Below are 21,895 nucleotides of genomic sequence, written 5' to 3' on the forward strand. Positions count from 1 at the left end.
TGATGCCCTCACCCCGGCCCTCTCCCACAGGGAGAGGGAGAAAACCTAACAATTCCCTCTCCCTGTGGGAGAGGGTTAGGGTAAGGGGAAAATTACTTACGACGCCAGGTGGTGCCCTGCGGGCCGTCTTCCAGAATAATCCCCATCTCGGTCAGACGGTTACGCGCCGCATCTGCCGCCGCCCAGTCTTTCGCCTGACGCGCTTCCAGACGTGCCTTGATCAAGGCTTCAATTTCCGCCACTTCGCCGTCGTCCGCCTGCGCACCGCTCTGCAGGAAGGCGTCTGGCTCCTGCTCCAGCAGGCCGAGCACGGAAGAGAGCTTACGCAGATGAGAGGCCAGCGCATTCGCCGCCGCCATATCTTCTGACTTCAGACGGTTCACTTCGCGCGCCATATCGAACAGCACAGAGTAGGCTTCCGGAGTATTGAAGTCGTCGTTCATCACCTCAACAAAGCGGGCTTCGAAGGCGTCGCCGCCTGCGGCAGGAACAGACTTGTCGGTACCGCGCAGCGCGGTATACAGACGTTCCAGCGCCGAACGCGCCTGCTTCAGGTTCTCTTCACTGTAGTTCAGCTGGCTGCGATAGTGGCCGGACATCAGGAAGTAACGCACGGTTTCCGCATCGTAATACTTGAGCACGTCGCGCACGGTAAAGAAGTTGCCCAGCGATTTTGACATCTTCTCGCGGTCAACCATCACCATTCCGGAGTGCATCCAGTAGTTCACGTACTCGCCGCCGTGGGCACAGGTGGACTGCGCAATTTCGTTTTCGTGGTGCGGGAACATCAGATCCGAACCGCCGCCGTGAATGTCGAAGTGTTTGCCCAGCTGTTTGCAGTTCATCGCGGAACATTCAATGTGCCAGCCCGGACGCCCTTCACCCCACGGAGATGGCCAGCTTGGCTCACCCTCTTTGGACATCTTCCATAGCACGAAGTCCATCGGATTACGCTTCACGTCGACCACGTCCACGCGGGCCCCAGCCTGCAGCTGATCCAGATCCTGACGGGAAAGCGCACCGTAGGTCGGGTCCGTTGGCACGGAGAACATCACGTCGCCGTTATCCGCCACATAGGCGTGACCGCGTGCGATCAGCTTCTCGGTGATCTCAATGATTTCGTGAATATGGTGAGTTGCACGCGGCTCGCTGTCCGGACGCTGAATGTTTAAAGCGTCGAAATCTTTGTGCATCTCGACAATCATGCGATCCACCAGCGCAACAAAACTCTCGCCGTTTTCATTCGCGCGTTTGATGATTTTGTCGTCGATGTCGGTGATATTGCGGACGTACTTCAGGTTGTAGCCTAAAAAACGCAGGTAACGTGACACCACGTCGAAGGCAACGAAGGTGCGCCCATGGCCGATGTGACAGAGATCGTAAACGGTAATACCACACACGTACATGCCGACTTCCCCGGCATGAATAGGTTTAAATTCCTCTTTTTGGCGCGTCATTGTATTAAAGATTTTTAACATCGAAGATTCCATGTAAACACGTGTGTGGGTTGTTTGTTCCCTATAATACCTATAATTCGGAATAGGATCAGCACACAATGCAAGGTGATCGCGTCCTGTGGTTATGCTATAACAAGCCCCTATATGTGACCCGAACGCGGGTCGACGTACCACAATAACGGAACAGGATGCAAAAATGGTTACTTTCCACACTAATCATGGCGATATCGTAATCAAAACCTTTGATGACAAAGCGCCTGAAACAGTTAAAAACTTCCTGGACTACTGCCGCGAAGGTTTCTACGACAACACCATTTTCCACCGCGTGATCAACGGCTTTATGATCCAGGGTGGCGGTTTTGAACCGGGTATGAAGCAGAAAGCGACGAAAGAAGCGATCAAAAACGAAGCCAACAACGGCCTGAAAAACACCCGTGGCACGCTGGCAATGGCCCGTACCCAGGCGCCTCACTCCGCGACCGCGCAGTTCTTCATCAACGTGGCTGATAACGACTTCCTGAACTTCTCCGGCGAAAGCCTGCAGGGTTGGGGCTACTGCGTGTTCGCAGAAGTGGTTGAAGGTATGGACGTGGTCGATAAGATCAAAGCCGTCTCTACTGGCCGCAGCGGCATGCACCAGGACGTACCTAAAGAAGACGTTGTGATTACAAGCGTGACCGTCAGCGAGTAATTCGTGGCGACACTCTTTATTGCGGATCTGCATCTGCAAACAGAAGAACCGGCGATCACCGCCGGTTTTCTGCGTTTTTTACGCGGTGAAGCGAAAAGCGCCGATGCGCTGTACATCCTAGGCGACCTGTTTGAAGCCTGGATTGGCGACGATGATCCTGACCCGCTGCATCGTGAAATCGCCTCCGCCATTAAGGCGCTGGTTGATTCAGGTGTCCCCTGCTTTTTCATTCACGGCAACCGTGATTTTCTGCTCGGCAAGCGCTACGCCCGCGAAAGCGGCATGACGCTGCTGCCGGAAGAACAGGTGCTCGACCTCTATGGCCGCAGGCTGCTGATTATGCACGGCGATACGCTCTGCACGGACGATACCGGCTATCAGGCGTTTCGCGCCAAAGTTCACACCCCCTGGATCCAGACGCTGTTTCTTGCCCTGCCGCTCTTTATCCGTAAACGCATCGCAGCCAGAATGCGTGCGGGCAGTAAAGCCGCTAACAGCAGTAAATCCATGACCATCATGGACGTCAATCCGCAGGCCGTAGTGAGCGTAATGGAAAAACATGGGGTTCAGTGGTTAATCCACGGTCATACCCACCGCCCTGACGTTCATTCCCTTCTTGCCAACGGCGAACCAGTCCATCGCGTCGTACTGGGTGCCTGGCACAGCGAAGGTTCCATGGTCAAAGTGACGCCTGAGGGTGTTGAGCTGATTGCGTTTCCGTTTTAACGTTTTTTTCGCCTGGTTTACGACCGCGCAACCGTTTTCCTTGCTCGTATAACATGCTATTCTCTGTGCCCTCGAAAGCAGTGTGTTTCGCACCACAGGAGTTTTAAGACGCATGTCTTCCCGCAATAATCCGGCGCGTGTCGCCATCGTGATGGGGTCCAAAAGCGACTGGGCTACCATGCAGTTCGCCGCCGAAATCTTTGAAATCCTGAATGTTCCGCACCACGTTGAAGTGGTATCCGCGCACCGTACACCGGACAAACTGTTCAGCTTCGCCGAAAGCGCCGAAGAGAATGGCTATGAGGTGATCATTGCCGGTGCGGGCGGCGCAGCACATCTGCCCGGCATGATTGCCGCTAAAACCCTGGTACCGGTTCTCGGTGTTCCGGTCCAAAGCGCCGCGTTAAGCGGTGTGGATAGCCTCTACTCCATCGTCCAGATGCCGCGCGGTATCCCTGTCGGCACGCTAGCGATTGGTAAAGCGGGTGCGGCTAATGCCGCCCTGCTGGCGGCGCAAATTCTTGCGACGCACGATAAAGCATTACACCAGCGTCTGGCGGAGTGGCGTAAAGCCCAGACCGATGAGGTGCTGGATAATCCAGACCCGCGGGGTGCGGCATGAAGCAGGTTTGCGTCCTCGGTAACGGCCAGTTAGGCCGCATGCTGCGCCAGGCCGGTGAACCGCTGGGTATTGCCGTCTGGCCTGTCGGGCTGGATGCCGAACCGGAAGCGGTACCGTTCCACCAGAGCGTGATCACCGCCGAGATCGAACGCTGGCCGGAAACCGCGCTGACCCGCGAGCTGGCCCGCCATAACGCCTTCGTTAACCGCGACGTGTTTCCGATCATTGCCGACCGTCTGACGCAAAAGCAGCTGTTCGACAAGCTCGGTCTGGCGACCGCGCCGTGGCAGCTGTTGTCCGATAAAGGCGAGTGGAATGACGTGTTCGCGATGCTGGGCGAGCTGGCGATCGTGAAGCGCCGCGTCGGCGGCTACGACGGCCGCGGCCAGTGGCGTCTGCGTGCGCACGAAACCGCGGAGCTGCCGGACGACTGCTACGGCGAGTGTATCGTTGAGCAGGGCATCAACTTTAGCGGCGAAGTGTCCCTGGTTGGCGCACGCGGGCATGACGGACACACCGTCTTTTATCCGCTGACGCATAACCTGCATCAGGACGGCATTCTGCGCACCAGCGTCGCCTTCCCTCAGGCAAATGCCGACCAGCAGGCGCAGGCGGAAGACATGCTCTCAGCCATAATGCACGAGCTGGGTTACGTGGGCGTGATGGCGATGGAGTGTTTTGTTACCCCATCCGGCCTGCTGATCAACGAGCTGGCGCCGCGCGTGCATAACAGCGGCCACTGGACGCAAAACGGTGCCTCCATCAGCCAGTTCGAGCTCCACCTGCGTGCCATCACCGATTTGCCACTGCCGCAGCCGGTCGTGAACAGCCCGTCGGTAATGATCAACCTGATCGGGACCGATCTGAACTACGACTGGCTCAAGCTGCCGCTGGTGCATCTGCACTGGTATGACAAAGAGGTCCGCCAGGGTCGTAAAGTGGGTCACCTGAACCTGAACGATAGCGACACGGGCCGCCTGAGCGCCACCCTGGAAGCCATGATCCCTCTCCTGCCGCCGGAATACGCGAGCGGTATTGTCTGGGCTCAGTCAAAGCTTAAATAAGCGATAAGTGCCGGGGAGTTGATCTTCCCCTTCCCCGGCCTCTCCTCTCGCGCGTAAAATCCCCGCCATTGCTGGTTTTATTTCTGGAATACCCATGAACGATGGAACGGACTATCGCGCGATCCTCGCGTCTGATACCCCTTTAATCGACGTTCGCGCGCCGATAGAATTTGCCCAGGGCGCGATGCCCGCCGCCCTTAACCTGCCGCTGATGAACGACGACGAACGCGCCGCCGTGGGCACCTGCTATAAACGTCAGGGCCCCGAGGCCGCACTGGCGCTCGGCCACAGTCTGGTCAACGGCGAGACGCGTGAGGCGCGCATTAACGCCTGGCGTGAAGCCAGCCTTGCTCACCCTGAAGGTTATCTCTGCTGCGCGCGCGGGGGCCAGCGTTCACATATCTCACAGGCCTGGCTGAAAGAGGCCGGTGTCGATTACCCGCTGATCCGCGGCGGCTATAAAGCCCTGCGCCAGACGGCGATTCAGGTGACGATTGAGCAGTCGCAAAAGCCGATGGTGCTTATCGGCGGCTGTACCGGAAACGGGAAAACCCTGCTGGTGAAGCAGCATGCGCAGGGTATCGATCTGGAAGGGCTGGCGCACCACCGCGGTTCGTCCTTTGGCCGCACGCTCACTCCGCAACTCTCCCAGGCCAGCTTTGAAAATCATCTTGCCGTCGAGCTGTTAAAAAAAGATGCCGCACGCTGGGTGCTGGAAGATGAAGGTCGAATGATTGGCTCCAACCACCTGCCGGAGTGCCTGCGCGACCGCATGAATGAAGCGCCCATCGCGGTTGTCGAGGATCCGTTTGATATTCGTCTTGAGCGTCTGCGCGAAGAGTACTTCGACCACATGTGGGCGGATTTTTCTGCCGCTTATGGTGAAGAGGCCGGCTGGAAAGAGTACAGCACGTATCTGCACCACGGACTGTTCGCCATTCGCCGCCGCCTGGGGCTACAGCGTTTTGCGGAACTGACTGCCCTACTCGATTCCGCGTTGCTTGAACAGCAACGGACAGGCTGCACCGAGGTTCACTTTAGCTGGCTTGCGCCCCTGCTTAACGACTATTACGACCCGATGTACAGCTATCAGCTTGAGAAGAAAGCGGAGAAGATTATTTATCGCGGCACGTTCGCAGAGGTTGCGGACTGGTTGAATCGCTGAAAAAAGCCGGGTGGCGGCTACGCCTTACCCGGCCTACGCGTGCTTTTGTAGCCCCGGTAAGCGCAGCGCCACCGGGGAACAGACGACTTAGAAGTCGTAACGCAGACGCACCAGGTTCATGTCGCCCAGGTTGTCGGTGCTGGAGGTGAACACGTGTTCGTAATCCACGCGGAAACCGTAATCCAGCTGGAAGCTGATACCCACGCCATTGTCGATGCGCTGGTAGTTACGGCCATTCACATATTCAATGCGGTCGCCCATGAAGTAAGGCTGGATGGATTTCACCGCATACTGGCCGATCGGGAATTTATACCCTGCGAAGTATTCAACACCCCACGCGTCGCCCGCAAAGTAGTCGTTAACAGACACTTTTTTGGTGGTCAGGAAGTTCTGATACCAGCCGCCGCCTGCGGAGAAGGTCCAGTTGTCCGGCGTCCAGCTCAGCGCGGTACCGAGGATGTTCTGGTCGTAGGTTTTGCTGTCGCCGTTGTCCGGGTTACGCATGTCCGCACGGGTGTAGTTCCACGCTGCGCCCCAGGTCAGGTCGGTGGTCAGGTGGTAATCCAGGCCCAGTGAACCGCCGCCTTTACGCTTATAGCGCAGGCCGTTACCCGGCAGGTATTCGCTGTCTTCAAACAGGTAAGATGCATAGATGTCGGCATCACCCACGGTTTTCTTGTATTTCAGCATCTGGCGTGAACGGTAAGAACCGTCGTAGTCGCCGTTGATCCCGTTACCTGGTGCCTGAGCAATCATGTCGTAGTCCCAGATATCGGTTTTCGCGCCCACCACATCATAGTAAACGCTGTTCTGTTGACCGAAGGTCAGCGTACCCCAGGTATCGCTCTTCAGGCCGGTGTAGAGCATACGGCGAGTGGTATCGTGTGCGCCGTCTGCATAGTGATGATCCCAGTTAAACTGGGCAGGGATGTTCACACCCAGTTCGTAGTAGCTTATCCAGCTAATATCATCAAACAGGTAGTAATCAGCCGCGAAACGGAAACGGGTACCACCGTCAAAGCCGTTACGTTTGTAGCTGTTTTTACCGTCGTCGCCGGTCATGTTCTGGAACTGAGGACGAATGCTGCCGCCAACGGTAAAGTTCAGACGGCTCAGCGGGTTACCCGCCTGCGGATCCTGTTTAAGAACGGTGATTTCCGCCTGAGAAGCGAAGGTCGTTAATGCCACTGCCGCGCCAATCGTTACCGCCAGCGCTGATTTTTTTATAGTCATTATTTTTCCTTAATAGACACGCTGCTAAATATTTAGCGGGTGAATATTAACTGGAAATAATCGGGCTGTGTGGACGGGTTTTTAATGTTTTGTGCTACTAAATACGTGGGTATTATCACTTTGTGCTTTTAAAATATTGCACACCGGCATAAAAACCGGCGTGCAATTATCACGGAGCTGGATTACCCCATAAACTGCCGGAACAGCGCTTTGCCCCTTAACAGGCGCGTTCCGAGCCAGCCCCCGCAGAGGGAGAGCAGCACCGCGCCGCAGAGAGGCAGAATCAGCCAGAGACGCCAGTCAGGCTCCCACGGGAAGTCGAAGACACGTGTCTGCAACACCGCCAGCGCCGTCTCGGCGCCAATCGCGGCCACCAGACCGGCAACCAGCCCCAGCAGCGCAAACTCGCTCCAGAGCGTCATCCGCAGCAACCGCTTCCCGGCCCCCAGCGTGCGGTAGACCACCAGCTCCTGATGGCGCTGACGCATGCCCACCTGCACCTGGGCCAGCAGCAACAGCACGCCGCAGATGGTCACCAGCACCACCATGACCTCCAGCGCGCGGCTCACCTGCTCCAGTACCTGTCCCACCTGCTTCAGGATCGCCCCAATATCCAGCAGGCTGACCGTCGGGAATTCCCGGTTAAGCTGCGTCAGCATGCCGTTGCCATTTTCCCAGCGGAAGCTGGTCAGCCAGCTTTGCGGCTGTCCATCCAGCGCCCCCGGCGGGAAGATAAAGAAGAAGTTGGGCCGCAGGCTTTCCCAGTCCACCTTTCGCAGGCTGGTGACTTTGGCGGTAAAGCCCTGGGTATCGCCGGTGAAGGTCACGCTGTCCCCGAGCTTCACGTTCAGGCGCGCCGCCAGCCCTTCCTCCATTGATACCTCCCCCACTTTCGGCGGCCAGGTGCCTGCCGTGATCGGGTTATGGTCGGGCCGTTTCTCCTGCCAGGTCAGGTTAAGCTCGCGGTTCAGCGACTCGTCCTTGTTCCCCTCCGTCGACCGCCCGTTGATTTGCGTCAGACGGGCGCGAACAATCGGATAAAACGACTCCGGGACAATATGATGCTCAGAGAGGAAACCCTTCAGCGGCGTAACCTGCTCAGGCGCGATATTGATCAGAAAATAGTTCGGACTTTCCGGGGGAAGCTGCTGCTGCCAGCGATCCAGCAGATCGCCCCGCAGCACCAGCAACAGGGCCAGCAGCATAAACGACAGTGAAAACGCCGACAGCTGGCTGAGCGTAGACCAGGGCTGATGCAGCAGACGATTAACGGCCAGGCGCACGGGCAGCGATTTCACTGTCAGCCTCTTCAGAACGTTGAGCAGTATCCAGCCCAGTACGCCGCACAGCAGCGCCAGCACAACCGCACCGGCCAGCACCGCCCACAGCAGCGTGCTGCCGCCCATCAGCCAGGCCAGCAGCCCCACCGCGACCGCAATAATCACCGGAAGGTAGAACTTCAGCGGCCAGACGTTCGCCACCACATCATTACGCAGCACGCGCAGCGGCTGCGTCGCGAGCAGCAGCCGGTAGGGCCGCAGCCCCACCAGCACCGAGATCACGACCATCGCGCCAATCGCCCACAGCCACGGCCAGAAGCTGGCGGGTGGCAATGCGTACGGAAGCACCGGTTTTAACATCACCATCAGCAGTTTTTCAAACAGCAGCCCTATGATTCCGCCAGTGAACACCGACAAAACCAGCAGCATTAGCCACTGGCCGACGATCAGCTTGCGCAGCTGCGCCCGTCCCGCGCCGAGGGTTTTAAGGATCGCCACCCGATCGTAGCGGCTGCGGCAGTAATGCCCCATCGCCACCGCCACTGCCGCTACCGCCAGCAGCAGAGTTAAGAGCGCCGAAAGCAGCAGGAACTGCTGAGAGCGCTCCAGAGATTTACCGAGCGCCCCCTCGTCCTGCTCCAGCCCGTACCAGCGGTGCTCCGGTTTAAGCTGCGGGAGCAGCCATTTTTCATACCCATCAAGCTGGGCTGGCGTGCCGCCAAACTTGTAGCGCCAGGTGACGCGGCTGCCCGGCTGGACAGCATGGGTTGCCGGAACATCCGCCGTGTTCATCAGCAGGCGTGGCGCAAGCTGGAAGGGGTTAAAGCCGGAGTCGGGCTCCTGCACCACCTCCCCGGCAATTTTGAGCGTGGCATCGCCCACGTCAATACTGTCACCGGCTTTCAGGTTCAGAAGCGCCATTAAACGCGATGCCAGCAGCACCGTGCCGGGCGTTGGTTTTAACCCCGGCGGACTGGTTTGTAAGTCACCGTACATCGGGTAGACATCATCCACGGCTTTCACGCTGGCGAGCTGCGGCGTGTCTCCCGCAAAGGTCATGGTCTGGAAGGTGATTTGCTCTCCCACCTTCAACCCTGCTTTGTGCGCTTCCTCAATCCAGCCCGGCGGAACAGGACGCGAGCTTTGCAGCGCCCGGTCCCCGGCCATAAATTCCCGGCTCTGCTGGCTGAGCCCTTTTTCCATACGGTCGCTGACGCTGCCGAGCGCCAGCACGCAGGCCACCGCCAGGCTTAACGCCAGCCAGACAATCAGCAGCGAGGGCGAGCGCCACTCGCGCCAGAACCAGCGGGCAATCATGCTTCCTCCTGAAGCGTACCGTTGACCAGCTGCAAACGCCGGTCGCAGCGGGCGGCCAGCTGCGGATCGTGGGTCACGAGGATCAGCGTGGTACCGTGTTCACGGTTAAGCGAGAACAACAGATCCGCGATTTTGTCGCCGGTTTTACGGTCAAGGTTGCCGGTGGGTTCATCAGCAAACAGCACTTCCGGGCGGCCATTAAAGGCGCGCGCCAGCGCCACACGCTGTTGCTCCCCGCCGGAAAGCTGTGCGGGAAGATGGCTGAGGCGCTTGCCCAGACCGAGCTGTTCCAGCAGCGCCTTTGCATGGGCGCGGCTTTCGCGACTCTTTTCACCGCGCAACAGCGCCGGGAGTTCGACGTTCTCCAGCGCGTTCAGCGTGGGGATCAGCATAAAAGACTGAAAGACAAACCCGATGTGGCGCGCACGCAGCGCAGCACGCGCCTCTTCATCAAGCTGGTGCAGCGGCTGCCCGACAAGATGAACCTCGCCGCTGCTCCCGTCGTCCAGACCGGCCAGAATCGCCAGCAGCGTGGACTTGCCGGAACCGGATTCGCCAATCAGCGCGATGGTTTCAGCGCGTTTGACAACGAGTTCAACTCCAGTAAGGATGGAAAGCTCGTGTTCCCCCTGACCGACGGACTTCTTAAGACGATGAACTTCAACACTGTTTTCCGCTGGCATTTGCCCTTCCTGTTCTTGATTCTGATGACCTTCCGCGCGGCGGCAGCGGACACGTTACTGATTCTCGGCGACAGCCTGAGCGCGGGCTATCGCATGGCGGCCAGCGCAACCTGGCCCGCTCTGCTCAACGATAAATGGCAGAGCAAGACGACGGTTATCAACGGCAGCATCAGCGGCGATACCTCGCAGCAGGGCCTGTCGCGCCTGCCAGCGCTACTCAAACAGCATCAGCCGCGCTGGGTGCTGGTTGAGCTTGGCGGCAACGATGGATTGCGCGGTTTCCAGCCTCAGCAGACGGAACAGACGCTGCGCACCATTTTGCAGGACATTAAGGCGGCAAACGCCCAGCCGCTGCTGATGCAAATTCGCCTGCCCGCTAACTACGGTCGTCGGTATAATGAAGCCTTTAGCGCGATCTACCCTAAGCTTGCCAAAGAGTTTGATATTCCGCTGCTGCCATTTTTCATGGAAGAGGTCTATCTCAAACCCCAGTGGATGCAAGACGACGGGATCCACCCCAATCGCGATGCGCAGCCGTTTATTGCCGACTGGATGGCAACGCGGCTGGCTCCTTTAGTTAAACATGACTCCTGATTAAGCGGAGATCCTGACAGGTAAAGTTATGCAAAAATCGGTCTTAATTACAGGATGTTCCAGCGGAATCGGTCTTGAAAGCGCGCTCGAATTAAAGCGTCAGGGATTTCGGGTGCTGGCGGCCTGCCGCAAACCCGACGATGTCGAACGCATGAACGGGCTGGGCTTTACCGGCGTGCTGCTGGATATGGACTCCCCGGAAAGCGTCGAACGCGCCGCCGATGAGGTGATAGCCCTGACCGACAATCGTCTGTATGGGCTTTTTAATAATGCCGGTTACGGCGTGTATGGCCCGCTGGATACGCTCTCGCGCGAAACGCTGGAAAAGCAGTTTTCAACCAACTTCTTTGGTGTCCACCAGCTCACCATGCGTCTGCTCCCCGCCATGCTACCGCACGGCGAGGGGCGCATCGTGATGACATCGTCAGTTATGGGTCTTATATCAACGCCCGGCCGCGGCGCCTACGCCGCCAGCAAATATGCTCTGGAGGCCTGGTCCGACGCCCTGCGCATGGAGTTACGTCACAGCGGCATTAAGGTCAGCCTGATTGAACCCGGCCCGATCCGCACCCGCTTTACCGAAAACGTTAACCAGACGCAGGCGGATAAACCGGTCGAAAACCCCGGCATTGCCGCACGATTTACGCTCGGGCCCGAAGCGGTGGTTGCCAAAGTGCGCCATGCTTTTGAGAGTGAACATCCCAAAATGCGCTACCCGGTGACGCTGGTCACCCATGCCGTTGGCTGGTTAAAACGTCTGCTACCGGGCAGGATGATGGACAAAATTTTACACGGTTGAGTTGAAGCGACAGTGCTCACCCCCATGTAAATAACAAACCGATAAAAGAGAAGGCCGCATGTCCGTACAGAATATCGTCAATATTACTGAAGCAAACCTGCAACAGATCCTCGAACAGTCGATGGCAAAACCCGTGCTGTTCTACTTCTGGTCTGAACGCAGCCAGCATTGTTTACAGCTGACGCCGGTGCTGGAAAGCCTTGCCGCGCAGTACAACGGTCAGTTCATTCTTGCCAAACTGGACTGTGACGCAGAGCCGATGGTCGCGTCTCAGTTTGGTCTGCGCGCCATTCCTACCGTCTACCTGTTCCAGAACGGTCAGCCTGTTGATGGCTTCCAGGGGCCACAGCCGGAAGAGGCCATTCGCGCCCTGCTGGATAAAGTCCTCCCGCGCGAAGAAGAGCTGAAAGCGCAGGAAGCCATGGCGCTGATGCAGGAAGGCAAATACGACGAGGCGCTGCCGCTGCTTAAAGACGCGTGGCAGCTCTCGAATCAGAACAGTCAGATTGGCCTGCTGCTGGCGGAAACGCAGATTGCCCTGCACCGTTCAGAAGACGCCGAAGCCGTGCTCAAAACGGTTCCCCTGCAGGATCAGGACACCCGTTATCAGGGGCTGGTCGCGCAGATTGAACTGCTGAAACAGGCGGCAGATACGCCGGAAATTCAGCAACTGCAGCAGCAGGTCGCTGACAACCCAGCCGATGCGGCTCTGGCAAGCCAGCTGGCTCTGCAGCTGCATCAGGTGGGGCGTAACGAAGAAGCGCTTGAGCTGCTGTTTAGCCATCTGCAAAAAGACCTCGCTGCCGCAGACGGTCAGGCGCGCAAGATGTTCCAGGAGATCCTGGCCGCGCTGGGCACCGGCGATGCGCTGGCGTCGAAGTATCGTCGTCAGCTGTACGCGTTGCTCTACTAACAAAAAAATGCCCGGTGGCGCTTCGCTTACCGGGCCTGGAAAAGTGCGGATCGTAGGCCGGGCAAACGCAGTGCCGCCCGGCATAATCACCGCACGTTTTTCAACTGCGTCACCACCAGCTGATGGCGCGCGTTGTAAAACTTCCGATAGGTCAGGTAACAGGCAATGATGGTGGACAGGCTTGCCGTTGAGAGCAGCATAAACGTCACCATAATCTGATACTTAATCGCTTTTACCGGATCGATACCGGCAAAAATCAGCCCCGACATCATGCCCGGCAGGCTCACCAGCCCAACCGTTTTGGCTGAATCTACCGTGGGGATCAGCGATGAGCGAATGCTCTCACGAATCAGCCGCGCGGAGGCCACTTTAGGCGTCGCACCCAGGCTTAATTTCTCCTGTAGCTGCTGCTGTTCACTGCTGAAGCGCTGGCCGAGATTGTTATAACACAGCCCAACGGCTACCATGGCGTTCCCGGCAATCATCCCTGAGATAGGGATAACCTGCATCGGCGTAAACTCAATTGAGCCGGAAAGCACCAGTACCGCCAGCGTTAATGCGGTTCCGGTGGTAATGGCGATAAACGACGAGACAAACGCCTTATCGATGTATTTACTGCGCTTTTGCGCGTTCCACGCCGCATTGAAGCAGATAAACAACACCATCAGCAGCGTCAGCACCGCGTGGTTGACGTTGAAAATATACTTCAGCACATAGCCGACAATAATGAGCTGAATCACCGCGCGGCAGATACTCCACACAATGTCCTTTTCCAGCCCCAGCTTTTCACGGTAGCTGACGACAATCGCGATCAGCACCAGCACCATCGAAAACGCCAGGGATTCGTTCGTAATATTGTGCTCACCCACGGTTTGCCTCCTGCATTTTTCCGCCATGCGGCTGGAGCGTCAGTACGTCATCCGCATGGGTAATTTCGTTAGCGTCATGCGTCACCCACAGCACGGCAATATTCTGCTCGCGGACGTAACGATGAATGATTTCATTGACGTTGCGCTTGTTGGCATTATCGAGCGCGCTGGTGATCTCATCGAGCAGTAACACCTTCGGTAAGAACTGCAGATTACGGATCAGCGAGACGCGCTGCTTTTCGCCGCCCGACAGTTCGGAAACGGACTTTGTCAGCGTGTCCGGCGGCAGATTGAAGCGTGCCAGGTCGGCGGAAAACCGTTCAGGATCGGGCGTCTTATGTCGGATCTGCCAGGGGAAAAGCAGGTTATCGTACACCGTGCTGTCGAACAGGCTCGGGGTTTGCACCGAATAAGAGACCTGCTGGCGGTAAGCCTCGGGTGAAAGCGTTGAAATATCCTTCCCCTCAAAGAAGATCTTTCCCGACGTTGGCGTGAGCAGCGACGCAATGATTTTAAGCAGCGTACTTTTCCCGCAGCCTGAGGGGCCGGTAATCAGTCGAAACTCGCCCGGCAAGAGGCTAAAACTGACATTATTCAGAATGGTGGTACCGCCTGTGCGGTAGCCCACGTCCTCGATGGTTAATACCGCGCTGTTATCCTTCATGTGATCTTCTGCCTTTATCCCAATAATGAGCAGTAGTTTACGGCGATGAGTGATAATAAAGCGACTTTCCTCGTATACTTAGGATCAACAAAAAGTGATTTCATTTCTGCCATAGCATGCAAAACAGGAGGTTTTTATGCTCATCGTTGTTCCTGTCCTTATCTTCGTTGCGCTGGTTATCGTCGGCGCAGGCGTCAAAATTGTCCCTCAGGGTTATCAGTGGACCGTCGAGCGCTTCGGCCGCTATACCAACACGCTACAGCCTGGCTTGAGCCTGATTGTCCCGTTCATGGACCGCATCGGTCGCAAGATCAACATGATGGAACAGGTGCTGGATATCCCTTCTCAGGAAGTGATCTCCAAAGATAACGCCAACGTTACCATTGATGCCGTCTGCTTTATTCAGGTGATTGATGCGCCGAAAGCGGCCTATGAGGTGAGCAACCTGGAGCTGGCGATCGTTAACCTGACGATGACCAACATCCGTACCGTGCTTGGCTCGATGGAGCTGGACGAGATGCTCTCCCAGCGCGACAGCATCAATACCCGCTTGCTGCACATTGTCGATGAGGCCACGAACCCGTGGGGGATCAAAGTCACCCGTATCGAGATCCGCGACGTGCGCCCGCCGGCAGAACTGATCGCCTCCATGAACGCCCAGATGAAGGCTGAGCGAACCAAGCGTGCCTATATTCTGGAAGCCGAGGGGGTGCGTCAGGCCGAAATCCTCAAAGCAGAAGGGGAAAAACAGTCGCAGATCCTGAAAGCGGAAGGCGATCGTCAGTCCGCATTCTTACAGGCGGAAGCGCGTGAACGTTCTGCAGAGGCGGAAGCCCGCGCGACCCAGATGGTATCCGAGGCGATTGCCGCCGGTGATATCCAGGCCGTGAACTACTTCGTCGCGCAAAAATATACCGATGCACTGAAAGAGATCGGCTCCGCGAACAACAGCAAAGTGGTGATGATGCCGCTGGATGCCAGCAGCCTGATGGGCTCTATCGCAGGGATTGCCGAACTGATTAAAGACAGCGGAAACGAGCGTAAAAAATGATTGAACTGATCGTCGCACATCCTCATGCGTTCTGGCTAAGCCTCGGTGGCTTACTGCTGGCCGCCGAGATGCTGGGCGGCAACGGTTACCTGCTGTGGAGCGGTGTTGCCGCGGTCATTACCGGCCTGGTCGTCTGGCTTCTGCCGCTTGACTGGGCGTGGCAGGGGGCGCTGTTTGCCGTGCTGACGCTGGTGGCCGCCTGGCTGTGGTGGCGCTGGCTGAACCGACAGGTAAGTGAACAGAAACCGCTGGATGCCCACCTTAACCAGCGCGGACAGCAGATCGTCGGCAAGCGTTTTACGCTCGACACCCCGCTGGTGAACGGGCGCGGGCATATGCGCGTAGGTGACAGCTCGTGGCCGGTGGTGGCCGACGACGACCTCCGCGCCGGAACACGGGTTGAGGTCATTGCGGTTGAAGGCATTACCCTGCGGGTAAAAGCCTGTTAAGCGTGGGTTTTGCGGTGGCAGCAGCCGGCAAGATTGTCGATAATCGGGCAGTCGGCGCTGTCATCACCCGGACAGGAATCCGCCAGCTGTAACAGCTGTTCACGCATCGACTGTAATTCGATGATATGGCGTTCGATCTCCGCCACTTTTTCCAGCGTGCGTTTTTTCACGTCGGCACTGTGGCGCTTCGGATCGTTAAACAGGTTTACCAGCTCGCCGCACTCTTCCAGGTTAAACCCCACCTGCCTTGCCTGGCGCAGTAACGTCAGTTCATCAAGATGCCGTTGCGTGTAGCTGCGGTAGCCGTTTTCACTGCGCAACGGCGGCGTTACCAGCCCTTTCTCTTCATAAAAGCGAATGGCTTTGCTGGTTAAGCCGGTTTTTTTTGCCACGTCACTGATATTCACATTTCCCCCTTGACCTTCCCCTTGATGGAAGGTTTAACCTTCATAACAGTTAGCGAAAAGCGTTACTCCGGTCAACAACTGACCAGTTCATTATACGGGAGTTTTGTTATGTCTCACACTATTGACCTGACGCTGGACGGCCTCTCCTGCGGCCACTGTGTCAAACGCGTTAAAGAAAGCCTGGAACAGCGTCCTGATGTTGAAAGCGCTGAGGTGACTATCGACCATGCCGCCGTGACCGGCAGCGCCAGCGCGGATGCGCTGATCGATACCATTAAACAAGCGGGTTATGGGGCGGAGCTGAGCCACCCAAAGGCTAAACCGCTGGCAGAGTCATCATCCCCGTCGGAAGCACTGACAGCGGCCACTCCTGAGCTTCCGGCAGCGGATGATATTGATGACAGCCAACAGCTGCTGATCAACGGTATGAGCTGCGCCAGCTGCGTCTCCCGGGTACAAAATGCCTTACAGGCGGTACCGGGCGTCGCACAGGCACGGGTAAACCTTGCGGAGCGTACTGCGCTGGTGATGGGCAGTGCCTCCGCCGCAGAGTTAGTGCAGGCCGTGGAGAAAGCGGGCTACGGCGCAGAGGCCATCGAAGATGATGTCGAACGCCGCGAGCGCCAGCAGGAAACGGCTATCGCCACCATGAAGCGCTTCCGCTGGCAGGCGATTGTCGCCCTGCTGGTGGGGATCCCGGTGATGGTGTGGGGCATGATGGGTGACAACATGATGGTCACCGCCGACAACCGCACGCTGTGGCTGGTGATTGGTCTGATTACCCTTGCGGTCATGGTGTTTGCAGGCGACCATTTCTATACCAGCGCCTGGAAGAGCCTGAAAAACCGCACCGCGACGATGGATACGCTGGTCGCACTCGGTACCGGCGCGGCGTGGCTCTATTCAATGAGCGTTAACGTCTGGCCGCAGTGGTTCCCGATGGAAGCGCGCCATCTCTATTATGAAGCGAGCGCGATGATTATCGGCCTGATTAACTTAGGCCATATGCTGGAAGCCCGCGCCCGTCAGCGCTCCTCCAAAGCGCTGGAACGATTACTCGATTTAACCCCGCCGACGGCCCGCGTGGTCACGGATGAGGGGGAAAAAAGCGTCCCGCTGGCGGAAGTGCAGCCCGGCATGACGCTGCGTTTGACCACCGGCGATCGCGTGCCCGTTGACGGCACGATAACCCAGGGTGAAGCCTGGCTGGATGAAGCGATGCTGACCGGGGAACCCATCCCTCAGCAGAAATCCGACGGCGATGCCGTCCATGCCGGCACGGTCGTTCAGGACGGCAGCGTGCTGTTCACCGCCAGTGCGGTTGGTAGCCATACTACGCTGTCGCGTATTATCCGAATGGTGCGCCAGGCTCAGAGCAGCAAGCCGGAGATTGGCCAGCTTGCTGACCGAATCTCGGCCATTTTTGTGCCGGTGGTGGTCGGTATTGCCCTGCTGAGCGCGGCGATCTGGTATTTCTTCGGCCCTGCGCCACAGATTGTCTACACCCTGGTGATTGCCACCACGGTGCTGATTATTGCCTGCCCATGCGCGCTTGGCCTGGCCACGCCGATGTCCATTATCTCCGGCGTAGGCCGTGCCGCCGAGTTTGGCGTGCTGGTCAGGGATGCGGACGCACTGCAGCGGGCCAGTACGCTGGATACGCTGGTGTTTGATAAAACCGGCACGCTGACCGAGGGGAAACCGCAGGTTGTGGCCGTGAACACCGCAGGCATCGCGCAGGAGGACGCGCTGCGTCTCGCCGCCGCGCTGGAGCAAGGCTCCAGCCACCCGCTGGCGCGCGCCATTCTCGAGAAAGCGAATGCTGCGGCCCTGCCGCAGGTCAGTAACTTCCGCACGCTGCGCGGGCTCGGTGTCAGCGGTGAGGCCGAGGGGCATACGCTGCTGCTGGGTAACCAGGCCTTACTCAATGATAATGGTATTGATACCGCGGCGCTGGAAAGCGAACTGAAAGCGCAGGCATCTCAGGGGGCAACCCCGGTTCTGCTGGCGGTGGATGGCAAAGCCGCTGCCCTGCTGGCCGTGCGCGATCCACTTCGTCAGGACAGCGTGGATGCCCTGGCGCGTCTGCACCGCGCGGGCTATCGCCTGGTGATGCTGACCGGGGACAACCCGACGACGGCAAACGCTATTGCGAAAGAAGCCGGTATTGATGAAGTCATTGCAGGCGTTCTGCCGGATGGCAAAGCGGATGCGATTAAGAACCTGCAACGCCAGGGACGTCAGGTGGCGATGGTGGGCGACGGCATCAACGATGCCCCGGCGCTGGCCCAGGCAGACGTCGGTATCGCCATGGGGGGCGGGAGCGATGTTGCCATTGAAACCGCCGCCATCACGTTGATGCGCCACAGCCTGATGGGCGTTGCCGATGCGCTGGCCATTTCGAAAGCCACGTTGCGCAACATGAAGCAGAACCTGCTGGGGGCATTTATCTATAACTCGCTCGGTATTCCAATTGCCGCCGGCATTTTGTGGCCGCTGACCGGCACGCTGCTTAACCCGGTGGTTGCAGGTGCGGCAATGGCGCTCTCCTCCATCACCGTGGTGAGCAATGCCAACCGCCTGTTGCGCTTTAAACCGAAAGATTGAACCTTGTTCTCGTACGCGCTAGCATGAACCTTTCCGTTTATGGAGCGCGTATGAGCCTGTTTAATCGTATAAAAACCTCGTTTCGCGCCCTCTTTCCCCGCCGTTATGCGTGGCCCGGCCTGGATATCTCCCTGCCCGGCGGTCAGCACCTGCATCTGGTCGGCAGCATCCATATGGGTACGCAGGATATGTCGCCTCTGCCCCCCGGTCTGATAAAACGGCTGAAGCGCGCCGACGCGCTGGTCGTCGAGGCGGATATTTCGGGCCAGGAGTCACCGTTTGCCGGGCTTGAAAGCGATCTGCCCCTGGCGGAACGTCTGGACGAAGCCCAACTGGCGGAACTGACGCGCGTCGCCGATGAAACCGGCGTGTCGATCTCTATGATTGACGCCCTGCCGCTCTGGCAAATTGCGATGGTGCTACAGGCCACGCAGGCGCAGCGACTGGGTCTGCGCGGTGACTACGGTATTGATTACCAGCTGCTCAATCTGGCAAGAGCGCGCAATCTGCCCATCATTGAACTGGAAGGAACGGACAGCCAGATTGCGCTCCTGCGTCAGCTTCCGGACGACGGCCGCATGCTGCTGGATGATACGCTGACCCACTGGCACACCAACGCACGCCTGCTGCAAACCATGATTGGCTGGTGGCTGGATGCGCCGCCAGCAGACGGAAAGCTGGCGCTGCCGTCAACGTTCAGCGAATCGCTGTATGATGTGCTGATGAATGCGCGCAACAATGCCTGGCGAGAGACGCTGCATGCATTACCTGCCGGGGAATACGTGGTTGCGGTCGGGGCGTTACATTTGTACGGAGAAGGGAATTTGCCGTCGCTGCTGAAATAAAAAAATGGCCAATATCTCTATTGGCCCGTCAAAGAGGAATTTCATCGTTTTTATTATGCCGAAGGAGACCTTCGGTTGAGCCGATTGTCGCTCAAAGTGACCATCACTGCCAATACTATTGCGCAAGATGGTGCTATTTTTTAGACAAACGTCAGGCGTATGCTGTTGGCATGATTTGTCTGTCGTAAGAAGGATAGCTATGACTCCCGCCGTTAAATTACTCGAAAAAAACAACATTTCTTTCCGGATCCACACTTACGATCACGATCCGAATGAAACCAACTTTGGCGACGAAGTGGTGCGCAAACTGGGGCTGAACGCTGACCAGGTCTATAAAACGCTGCTGGTTGCGGTGAACGGCGATATGAAACATCTCGCCGTGGCGGTCACGCCCGTCGCCGGACAGCTCGATCTCAAGAAAGTGGCGAAGGCGCTGGGGGCGAAAAAGGTGGATATGGCGGATCCGATGGTTGCGCAACGGACCACCGGCTACCTGGTGGGCGGGATTAGCCCGCTGGGGCAGAAAAAACGCCTTCCAACGCTGATTGATGCCCCTTCGCAGGAATTTGACACGATCTATATTTCAGGCGGCAAACGCGGGCTGGATATCGAGCTGGCGGCGGGCGATCTGGCGAAAATGCTGGACGCGAAGTTTGCGGATATTGCGCGCCGGGAGTGAAAGAAAAAGCCGGGTGGCGGCTACGAGGTAAAAGCAAAACGGTAACATGCGTTACCGTTTTTTGTGTTTGCGCCCTCTCCCGGTGGGAGAGGGTTGGGGTGAGGGCATCAGGCCGCACAACACTACTGCCAGCTCACCTCACCCTTCGGCTCATACGCGTTCACGTCAATCGGTGAATTCTGCTCGATGTACTGCTTCAGCACTTCCGCATCAATAAAGCCGGTATTCACATAGCCCGGTTTATTATCAATATGCGGATAACCGTCGCCGCCGGTGGCGTTAAAGCTCAACGTCGCCAGACGGTAGGTTTTTGCCGGGTCGACCGGTTCGCCTTTGATCTTCAGATCATTCAGCTTGCCGTCTTTTGCCACAAAACTGACGTTGGCAAACTGCGGATAGGCCCCGGAATCCGGCTTCATCTGCGCGACGGCGGTCAGGTAGTCAATCGCCTCTTTGCCGGTCATGTCGGCATAGACCACTACGTTACCAAACGGCTGCACCTTCAGGACATCCTTGTAGGTGATATTTCCGCCTTCAATAGAGTCACGAATGCCGCCCCCGCTCATCACGCCAAAATCAGCACCGGTGCGCGCCATTTGCGCCGCCAGCACCAGGTGTCCCATGTTGGTCTGCACGAAGCGGACTTTACTGCGGTCCCCCTCCAGACGACCATTAAGCGTGCCGATTTTCACGTCCAGCTGCGCTTTGCCTTTGTTCTGGAACGGTGTCAGCAGGGAGAGCATCTGCGGGTTCTCAGCGATCTCTGGCGTGTAAAGTACGCGCTCACTTTTCCCGTCCGGGTAAGTCACTTTCTTCTTCAGGTTGACCGGAATGAGCTGGTAGTGCACCAGTTTCATCTCGCCGTTACGGAACTCAAAGTCCGCCCGGCCCACGTATTTACCCCATTCGTGGGCCTGCACAATCCAGATACCGTTCTGACGGTCCGGTGCACACGGCGTGCCAGGCACGTAATCCACCTGTTTTTTATTCTCCGATGCCATGCACACCGGATCCTGTGAGTGACCCCCCACAATCATGGCCAGTGACCCTGCAGGCAGGCTGCGCGCCATCTCCACGTCGCCGGGTGCATTGGAGCCGTGCTCACCGTTGTCGTAGTGCCCCATGTGCGTGGTGGCGATAATCACGTCCGGCTTTTCGTTCTGCTGCAGTTCCTGAATCACCAGCTTCGCTTCGTCTGCCGGTTTGCGGAATTCAATATCCGTAAAGAACTCGGGATTGCCGATTTTTGCCGTATCGTCGGTGGTTAAGCCAATGACTGCGATCTTCAAATCCTGACGCTTAAACAGCGCCCAGGGTTTGAACAGCCGTTCGCCGGTGCTTTTCTGGTAAATGTTGGCGGAGAGGAAGGGGAATTTGGCCCATTTTTCCTGCTGACGCAGCACCGTCAGCGGGTTATCAAACTCATGGTTACCGACGGCCATCGCGTCGTAGCCAATCAGATTCATGCCACGGAAATCCGGCTCGGCATCCTGTAAATCAGATTCCGGCACGCCGGTATTAATATCACCGCCTGAGAGCAACAGCACGCTGCCGCCCTGGGCTGCCACCTCTTTGCGAATGCCGTCCACCAACGTTTTTTGCGCCGACAGACCATATTCGCCATATTCACTGCGCCAGAAATGACCATGATGATCGTTGGTATGCAGAATGGTGATTTTATAGGTTTTATCTTTTTCATACGCCTGCGCGGGCAGGCTTACCAGACCCCATGCGGCGATGAGCGCCAGCGCGACGCCCCGCTTCATTAACTTCATCTTCT

The 21,895-nt window shown here is 57.5% G+C and carries 21 protein-coding genes; 13 read left to right on the forward strand and 8 right to left on the reverse strand.

All coding sequences use genetic code 11. From position 1 onward, the window contains the following. Nucleotides 1-92: 92 nt before the first annotated feature. Complete coding sequence (cysS, locus tag L977_RS20110; RefSeq protein WP_014882837.1) at nucleotides 93-1,478, reverse strand: cysteine--tRNA ligase; 1,386 nt, start codon at nucleotides 1,476-1,478, stop codon at nucleotides 93-95. Nucleotides 1,479-1,653: 175 nt separating this feature from the next. Between cysS and ppiB the strand changes: the two genes are divergently transcribed. The 5 genes from ppiB (at nucleotide 1,654) to mnmH (ending at nucleotide 5,725) form a co-directional block, all read left to right on the forward strand. Further along, entirely contained in the window at nucleotides 1,654-2,148 is a 495-nt protein-coding gene (ppiB, locus tag L977_RS20115) for a peptidylprolyl isomerase B (protein WP_014882836.1), read from the forward strand. Nucleotides 2,149-2,151: 3 nt separating this feature from the next. Beyond that, a complete protein-coding gene (lpxH, locus tag L977_RS20120; RefSeq protein WP_047626788.1) occupies nucleotides 2,152-2,874 on the forward strand; it encodes a UDP-2,3-diacylglucosamine diphosphatase in 723 nt (240 codons plus the stop codon). Between the two features lie 112 nt (nucleotides 2,875-2,986). Further along, nucleotides 2,987-3,496 (forward strand): 5-(carboxyamino)imidazole ribonucleotide mutase, encoded by a 510-nt coding sequence (gene purE, locus L977_RS20125; RefSeq protein ID WP_014882834.1) that lies wholly within the window; start codon nucleotides 2,987-2,989, stop codon nucleotides 3,494-3,496. After that, nucleotides 3,493-4,560, forward strand: a complete 1,068-nt coding sequence (gene purK / locus L977_RS20130) for a 5-(carboxyamino)imidazole ribonucleotide synthase (RefSeq protein WP_014882833.1) — start codon at nucleotides 3,493-3,495, stop codon at nucleotides 4,558-4,560. The genes purE and purK overlap by 4 nt, the downstream gene beginning before the upstream one ends. Nucleotides 4,561-4,654: 94 nt before the next feature. Next, nucleotides 4,655-5,725, forward strand: a complete 1,071-nt coding sequence (mnmH, locus tag L977_RS20135; RefSeq protein WP_047626790.1) for a tRNA 2-selenouridine(34) synthase MnmH — start codon at nucleotides 4,655-4,657, stop codon at nucleotides 5,723-5,725. Between the two features lie 87 nt (nucleotides 5,726-5,812). Here mnmH and L977_RS20140 read toward each other — a convergent pair whose 3' ends face one another. The 3 genes from L977_RS20140 to ybbA form a co-directional block, all read right to left on the reverse strand. Beyond that, a complete protein-coding gene (locus tag L977_RS20140) occupies nucleotides 5,813-6,958 on the reverse strand; it encodes a porin (RefSeq protein ID WP_047626792.1) in 1,146 nt (381 codons plus the stop codon). Nucleotides 6,959-7,140: 182 nt separating this feature from the next. After that, the gene (gene ybbP, locus L977_RS20145; protein WP_047626793.1) at nucleotides 7,141-9,555 is read right to left on the reverse strand and encodes a putative ABC transporter permease subunit YbbP; all 2,415 of its coding nucleotides are present in this window, start codon (nucleotides 9,553-9,555) and stop codon (nucleotides 7,141-7,143) included. Next, nucleotides 9,552-10,238, reverse strand: a complete 687-nt coding sequence (gene ybbA / locus L977_RS20150) for a putative ABC transporter ATP-binding protein YbbA (protein WP_047626799.1) — start codon at nucleotides 10,236-10,238, stop codon at nucleotides 9,552-9,554. Before ybbA ends, ybbP begins: the two co-directional genes overlap by 4 nt. Between ybbA and tesA the strand changes: the two genes are divergently transcribed. From tesA to L977_RS20165, 3 genes are read left to right on the forward strand one after another with little or no spacing between them, the layout of a single operon-like run. Beyond that, complete coding sequence (gene tesA, locus L977_RS20155; protein WP_047626801.1) at nucleotides 10,209-10,832, forward strand: multifunctional acyl-CoA thioesterase I/protease I/lysophospholipase L1; 624 nt, start codon at nucleotides 10,209-10,211, stop codon at nucleotides 10,830-10,832. The genes ybbA and tesA overlap by 30 nt on opposite strands. Nucleotides 10,833-10,860: 28 nt before the next feature. Beyond that, complete coding sequence (locus L977_RS20160; protein WP_014882827.1) at nucleotides 10,861-11,631, forward strand: SDR family oxidoreductase; 771 nt, start codon at nucleotides 10,861-10,863, stop codon at nucleotides 11,629-11,631. A gap of 58 nt (nucleotides 11,632-11,689) precedes the next feature. Further along, complete coding sequence (locus tag L977_RS20165) at nucleotides 11,690-12,544, forward strand: co-chaperone YbbN (RefSeq protein WP_014882826.1); 855 nt, start codon at nucleotides 11,690-11,692, stop codon at nucleotides 12,542-12,544. Between the two features lie 86 nt (nucleotides 12,545-12,630). Here the strand turns inward: L977_RS20165 and fetB are convergent, their stop codons facing one another. Then, entirely contained in the window at nucleotides 12,631-13,413 is a 783-nt protein-coding gene (fetB, locus tag L977_RS20170) for an iron efflux ABC transporter permease subunit FetB (protein ID WP_023336832.1), read from the reverse strand. Next, nucleotides 13,406-14,077: an iron efflux ABC transporter ATP-binding subunit FetA gene (gene fetA, locus L977_RS20175; RefSeq protein WP_045134731.1), complete on the reverse strand. Its 672-nt coding sequence runs from the start codon at nucleotides 14,075-14,077 to the stop codon at nucleotides 13,406-13,408. The genes fetB and fetA overlap by 8 nt, the downstream gene beginning before the upstream one ends. Before the next feature lie 136 nt (nucleotides 14,078-14,213). On the opposite strand from fetA, the gene L977_RS20180 reads away from it, so the two are divergent. Next, a complete protein-coding gene (locus L977_RS20180) occupies nucleotides 14,214-15,128 on the forward strand; it encodes an SPFH domain-containing protein (protein ID WP_008499312.1) in 915 nt (304 codons plus the stop codon). Continuing rightward, the gene (locus L977_RS20185) at nucleotides 15,125-15,577 is read left to right on the forward strand and encodes an NfeD family protein (RefSeq protein WP_047626795.1); all 453 of its coding nucleotides are present in this window, start codon (nucleotides 15,125-15,127) and stop codon (nucleotides 15,575-15,577) included. Before L977_RS20180 ends, L977_RS20185 begins: the two co-directional genes overlap by 4 nt. Here L977_RS20185 and cueR read toward each other — a convergent pair. After that, complete coding sequence (gene cueR, locus L977_RS20190) at nucleotides 15,574-15,984, reverse strand: Cu(I)-responsive transcriptional regulator (RefSeq protein ID WP_014882822.1); 411 nt, start codon at nucleotides 15,982-15,984, stop codon at nucleotides 15,574-15,576. The genes L977_RS20185 and cueR overlap by 4 nt on opposite strands. Before the next feature lie 108 nt (nucleotides 15,985-16,092). Between cueR and copA the strand changes: the two genes are divergently transcribed. The 3 genes from copA (at nucleotide 16,093) to ybaK (ending at nucleotide 20,115) form a co-directional block, all read left to right on the forward strand. Beyond that, complete coding sequence (gene copA / locus L977_RS20195) at nucleotides 16,093-18,591, forward strand: copper-exporting P-type ATPase CopA (protein ID WP_047626796.1); 2,499 nt, start codon at nucleotides 16,093-16,095, stop codon at nucleotides 18,589-18,591. A 50-nt stretch (nucleotides 18,592-18,641) separates the two neighbouring features. Next, nucleotides 18,642-19,436 carry a TraB/GumN family protein gene (locus tag L977_RS20200; protein ID WP_047626797.1) on the forward strand — a complete coding sequence of 265 codons (795 nt, stop codon included), beginning with the start codon at nucleotides 18,642-18,644 and terminating at the stop codon, nucleotides 19,434-19,436. 199 nt (nucleotides 19,437-19,635) lie between these two features. Next, nucleotides 19,636-20,115, forward strand: coding sequence for a Cys-tRNA(Pro)/Cys-tRNA(Cys) deacylase YbaK (gene ybaK, locus L977_RS20205; protein ID WP_023332257.1), 480 nt, complete (start codon nucleotides 19,636-19,638; stop codon nucleotides 20,113-20,115). Between the two features lie 122 nt (nucleotides 20,116-20,237). Here ybaK and ushA read toward each other — a convergent pair whose 3' ends face one another. Then, complete coding sequence (gene ushA, locus L977_RS20210; RefSeq protein ID WP_014882818.1) at nucleotides 20,238-21,890, reverse strand: bifunctional UDP-sugar hydrolase/5'-nucleotidase UshA; 1,653 nt, start codon at nucleotides 21,888-21,890, stop codon at nucleotides 20,238-20,240. Between the last annotated feature and the right edge of the window lie 5 nt (nucleotides 21,891-21,895).

The organism is Enterobacter sp. ZOR0014 (genome assembly GCF_000798855.1).
Lineage (GTDB): Bacteria > Pseudomonadota > Gammaproteobacteria > Enterobacterales > Enterobacteriaceae > Enterobacter > Enterobacter kobei.